This is a genomic window from Acinetobacter sp. GN11 (assembly GCF_054823985.1).
Genome location: NZ_JRVL01000045.1, coordinates 1 through 5,580 on the forward strand (window position 1 = coordinate 1; position 5,580 = coordinate 5,580).

2 tRNA genes and 3 rRNA genes are annotated in these 5,580 nt (G+C 48.4%); all 5 read left to right on the forward strand.

The window, feature by feature from the left end:
- Positions 1-178: 178 nt before the first annotated feature.
- The 5 genes from NL42_RS05835 (at position 179) to rrf (ending at position 5,533) form a co-directional block, all read left to right on the forward strand.
- Positions 179-1,716: ribosomal RNA gene (locus tag NL42_RS05835) — 16S ribosomal RNA — on the forward strand.
- 59 nt (positions 1,717-1,775) lie between these two features.
- A tRNA-Ile gene (locus NL42_RS05840) sits at positions 1,776-1,852 on the forward strand.
- A 56-nt stretch (positions 1,853-1,908) separates the two neighbouring features.
- Positions 1,909-1,984 (forward strand) — tRNA-Ala (locus tag NL42_RS05845).
- A 362-nt stretch (positions 1,985-2,346) separates the two neighbouring features.
- Positions 2,347-5,240, forward strand: a 23S ribosomal RNA gene (locus NL42_RS05850).
- Between the two features lie 178 nt (positions 5,241-5,418).
- Positions 5,419-5,533, forward strand: a 5S ribosomal RNA gene (gene rrf / locus NL42_RS05855).
- Together the 16S, 23S and 5S rRNA genes with 2 tRNA genes alongside form the textbook arrangement of a ribosomal RNA operon.
- The last annotated feature ends 47 nt before the right edge of the window (positions 5,534-5,580 follow it).

Here is a 5,580-nt window from a genome sequence, read left to right on the forward strand (position 1 = left end):
AAGATCATTAAGAAATTATGAAGAACAACTTGTGTGGATTTTTACTGATTGATTGATCGAAATATTATCATTGATTGATTGGTTTAAATTACTCGAAGTTTATTTGAGCGAAATTTAAGTCAGAAAATTGATGAGCCAGAATTGGCACCTTGTCTTTAATAAGGTGCAAAATGATTTTTAACTGAAGAGTTTGATCATGGCTCAGATTGAACGCTGGCGGCAGGCTTAACACATGCAAGTCGAGCGGAGTGATGGTGCTTGCACTATCACTTAGCGGCGGACGGGTGAGTAATGCTTAGGAATCTGCCTATTAGTGGGGGACAACATTTCGAAAGGAATGCTAATACCGCATACGTCCTACGGGAGAAAGCAGGGGATCTTCGGACCTTGCGCTAATAGATGAGCCTAAGTCGGATTAGCTAGTTGGTGGGGTAAAGGCCTACCAAGGCGACGATCTGTAGCGGGTCTGAGAGGATGATCCGCCACACTGGGACTGAGACACGGCCCAGACTCCTACGGGAGGCAGCAGTGGGGAATATTGGACAATGGGCGCAAGCCTGATCCAGCCATGCCGCGTGTGTGAAGAAGGCCTTATGGTTGTAAAGCACTTTAAGCGAGGAGGAGGCTACTGAAGTTAATACCTTCAGATAGTGGACGTTACTCGCAGAATAAGCACCGGCTAACTCTGTGCCAGCAGCCGCGGTAATACAGAGGGTGCAAGCGTTAATCGGATTTACTGGGCGTAAAGCGCGCGTAGGCGGCTAATTAAGTCAAATGTGAAATCCCCGAGCTTAACTTGGGAATTGCATTCGATACTGGTTAGCTAGAGTGTGGGAGAGGATGGTAGAATTCCAGGTGTAGCGGTGAAATGCGTAGAGATCTGGAGGAATACCGATGGCGAAGGCAGCCATCTGGCCTAACACTGACGCTGAGGTGCGAAAGCATGGGGAGCAAACAGGATTAGATACCCTGGTAGTCCATGCCGTAAACGATGTCTACTAGCCGTTGGGGCCTTTGAGGCTTTAGTGGCGCAGCTAACGCGATAAGTAGACCGCCTGGGGAGTACGGTCGCAAGACTAAAACTCAAATGAATTGACGGGGGCCCGCACAAGCGGTGGAGCATGTGGTTTAATTCGATGCAACGCGAAGAACCTTACCTGGCCTTGACATAGTAAGAACTTTCCAGAGATGGATTGGTGCCTTCGGGAACTTACATACAGGTGCTGCATGGCTGTCGTCAGCTCGTGTCGTGAGATGTTGGGTTAAGTCCCGCAACGAGCGCAACCCTTTTCCTTATTTGCCAGCGAGTAATGTCGGGAACTTTAAGGATACTGCCAGTGACAAACTGGAGGAAGGCGGGGACGACGTCAAGTCATCATGGCCCTTACGGCCAGGGCTACACACGTGCTACAATGGTCGGTACAAAGGGTTGCTACCTAGCGATAGGATGCTAATCTCAAAAAGCCGATCGTAGTCCGGATTGGAGTCTGCAACTCGACTCCATGAAGTCGGAATCGCTAGTAATCGCGGATCAGAATGCCGCGGTGAATACGTTCCCGGGCCTTGTACACACCGCCCGTCACACCATGGGAGTTTGTTGCACCAGAAGTAGGTAGTCTAACCGCAAGGAGGACGCTTACCACGGTGTGGCCGATGACTGGGGTGAAGTCGTAACAAGGTAGCCGTAGGGGAACCTGCGGCTGGATCACCTCCTTAACGAAAGATTGACGATTGGTAAGAATCCACAACAAGTTGTTCTTCATAGATGTATCTGAGGGTCTGTAGCTCAGTTGGTTAGAGCACACGCTTGATAAGCGTGGGGTCACAAGTTCAAGTCTTGTCAGACCCACCATGACTTTGACTGGTTGAAGTTATAGAAAAGAAGATACAGAACTGATGATGTAAGCTGGGGACTTAGCTTAGTTGGTAGAGCGCCTGCTTTGCACGCAGGAGGTCAGGAGTTCGACTCTCCTAGTCTCCACCAGAACTTAAGAGAAGTTCGGATTACAGAAATTAGTAAATAGAGATTTAGGTCTTAGTTTATTAACTTCTGTGATTTAAGTATCACGGTATTAAGCATGACCTGACGAAGGCATGTTTATTCATTAACAGATTGGCAAAATTGAGTCTGAAATAAATTGTTCACTCAAGAGTTTAGATTAAGTAATTGATCTAAATGAATTGAGAACTAGCAAATTAACTGAATCAAGCGTTTTGGTATATGAATTAGATTGAAGCTGTACAGTGTTTAAATACACAGTACTTCAAACTGTAAGAGATTGATGAGAAATCATTGATCATGTCTTATTACTCCTTGTAGGTAATAACGACTGTTTGGGGTTGTATAGTCAAGTAATTAAGTGCATGTGGTGGATGCCTTGGCAGTCAGAGGCGATGAAAGACGTAATAGCCTGCGATAAGCTCCGGGGAGGCGGCAAATATCCTGTGATCCGGAGATTTCTGAATGGGGGAACCCACCTACTTTAAGGTAGGTATTGCAACATGAATACATAGTGTTGCAAGGCGAACGAGGGGAAGTGAAACATCTCAGTACCCTTAGGAAAAGAAATCAATTGAGATTCCCTTAGTAGCGGCGAGCGAACGGGGATCAGCCCATTAAGTTATGTGTGTTTTAGTGGAACGCTCTGGGAAGTGCGAACGTAGAGGGTGATATTCCCGTACACGAAAGGGCACACATAATGATGACGAGTAGGGCGAGGCACGTGAAACCTTGTCTGAATATGGGGGGACCATCCTCCAAGGCTAAATACTCCTGACTGACCGATAGTGAACCAGTACCGTGAGGGAAAGGCGAAAAGAACCCCTGTGAGGGGAGTGAAATAGATCCTGAAACCGCATGCATACAAGCAGTGGGAGCCGACTTGTTCGGTGACTGCGTACCTTTTGTATAATGGGTCAGCGACTTATATTCAGTAGCGAGGTTAACCGTATAGGGGAGCCGTAGAGAAATCGAGTCTTAATAGGGCGTTTAGTTGCTGGGTATAGACCCGAAACCAGGCGATCTATCCATGAGCAGGTTGAAGGTTGGGTAACACTAACTGGAGGACCGAACCCACTGTCGTTGAAAAGCCAGGGGATGACTTGTGGATAGGGGTGAAAGGCTAATCAAGCCTGGTGATAGCTGGTTCTCCCCGAAAGCTATTTAGGTAGCGCCTCGGACGAATACCATAGGGGGTAGAGCACTGTTTCGGCTAGGGGGTCATCCCGACTTACCAAACCGATGCAAACTCCGAATACCTATGAGTACTATCCGGGAGACAGACTGCGGGTGCTAACGTCCGTAGTCAAGAGGAAAACAATCCAGACCGCCAGCTAAGGCCCCAAAATCATAGTTAAGTGGGAAACGATGTGGGAAGGCATAGACAGCTAGGAGGTTGGCTTAGAAGCAGCCACCCTTTAAAGAAAGCGTAATAGCTCACTAGTCGAGTCGGCCTGCGCGGAAGATGTAACGGGGCTAAAACTATGTGCCGAAGCTGCGGATTTGACTTTTAAGTCAAGTGGTAGGGGAGCGTTCTGTAAGCCGATGAAGGTGTATTGAGAAGTATGCTGGAGGTATCAGAAGTGCGAATGCTGACGTGAGTAACGACAAAACGGGTGAAAAACCCGTTCGCCGAAAGACCAAGGGTTCCAGTCCAACGTTAATCGGGGCTGGGTGAGTCGACCCCTAAGGCGAGGCCGAAAGGCGTAGTCGATGGGAAATTGGTTAATATTCCAATACTTCTGTGTAATGCGATGAGAGGACGGAGAAGGTTAAGTCAGCCTGGCGTTGGTTGTCCAGGTGAAAGGAAGTAGGCATGCATCTTAGGCAAATCCGGGGTGCTCTATGCTGAGATCTGATAGCAAGCTGTACTTGTACAGCGAAGTGGCTGATACCATGCTTCCAGGAAAAGTCTCTAAGCTTCAGTTACACAGGAATCGTACCCTAAACCGACACAGGTGGTCAGGTCGAGTAGACCAAGGCGCTTGAGAGAACTCTGCTGAAGGAACTAGGCAAAATGGTACCGTAACTTCGGGAGAAGGTACGCTGTTGTTGGTGATGGAACTTGCTTCCTGAGCTGATGACAGCCACAGAAACCAGGCCGCTGCAACTGTTTATTAAAAACATAGCACTCTGCAAACACGAAAGTGGACGTATAGGGTGTGATGCCTGCCCGGTGCTGGAAGGTTAATTGATGGGGTTAGCGTAAGCGAAGCTCTTGATCGAAGCCCCAGTAAACGGCGGCCGTAACTATAACGGTCCTAAGGTAGCGAAATTCCTTGTCGGGTAAGTTCCGACCTGCACGAATGGCATAATGATGGCGGCGCTGTCTCCAGCAGAGGCTCAGTGAAATCGAAATCGCTGTGAAGATGCAGTGTACCCGCGGCTAGACGGAAAGACCCCGTGAACCTTTACTGCAGCTTGACATTGAACTTTGACCTTACTTGTGTAGGATAGGTGGGAGGCTTTGAAGTTGGAACGCTAGTTCCAATGGAGCCGTCCTTGAAATACCACCCTGGTAATGTTGAGGTTCTAACTCTGCCCCGTAATCCGGGGCGAGGACCATGTCTGGTGGGTAGTTTGACTGGGGCGGTCTCCTCCTAAAGAGTAACGGAGGAGTACGAAGGTGCGCTCAGCGTGGTCGGAAATCACGCGTAGAGTATAAAGGCAAAAGCGCGCTTAACTGCGAGACCCACAAGTCGAGCAGGTACGAAAGTAGGTCTTAGTGATCCGGTGGTTCTGTATGGAAGGGCCATCGCTCAACGGATAAAAGGTACTCTGGGGATAACAGGCTGATACCGCCCAAGAGTTCATATCGACGGCGGTGTTTGGCACCTCGATGTCGGCTCATCTCATCCTGGGGCTGAAGCAGGTCCCAAGGGTATGGCTGTTCGCCATTTAAAGAGGTACGCGAGCTGGGTTTAGAACGTCGTGAGACAGTTCGGTCCCTATCTACCGTGGGCGCTGGAAATTTGAGAGGATCTGCTCCTAGTACGAGAGGACCAGAGTGGACGAACCTCTGGTGTACCGGTTGTGACGCCAGTCGCATCGCCGGGTAGCTATGTTCGGAAGGGATAACCGCTGAAAGCATCTAAGCGGGAAGCCTACCTCAAGATAAGATTTCCCTAGGACTTTATGTCCTCTAAAGAGCCGTTCGAGACTAGGACGTTGATAGGTTGGATGTGGAAGCATAGTGATATGTGAAGCTGACCAATACTAATTGCTCGTGAGGCTTGACTATACAACACCCAAGCAGTTGTATATATAGCATCAATCGATTCATTAATGTACAAAGAAACTTGATTTAGTTATACGCTTAGCTAAAATGAACAAAATATAAAGACTCAATCAGCCCATCTGTAAAGATTTGGAAAACGCATCGGCACATTAAGACCAATGCAAGTATCCATACCAGTTGTGCTGGCGACCATAGCAAGAGTGAACCACCTGATCCCTTCCCGAACTCAGAAGTGAAACCTCTTAGCGCTGATGGTAGTGTGGGGTTTCCCATGTGAGAGTAAGTCATCGCCAGCTCATTATTCTAAACACCCTCAACTTAACAGTTGGGGGTGTTTTTTTAT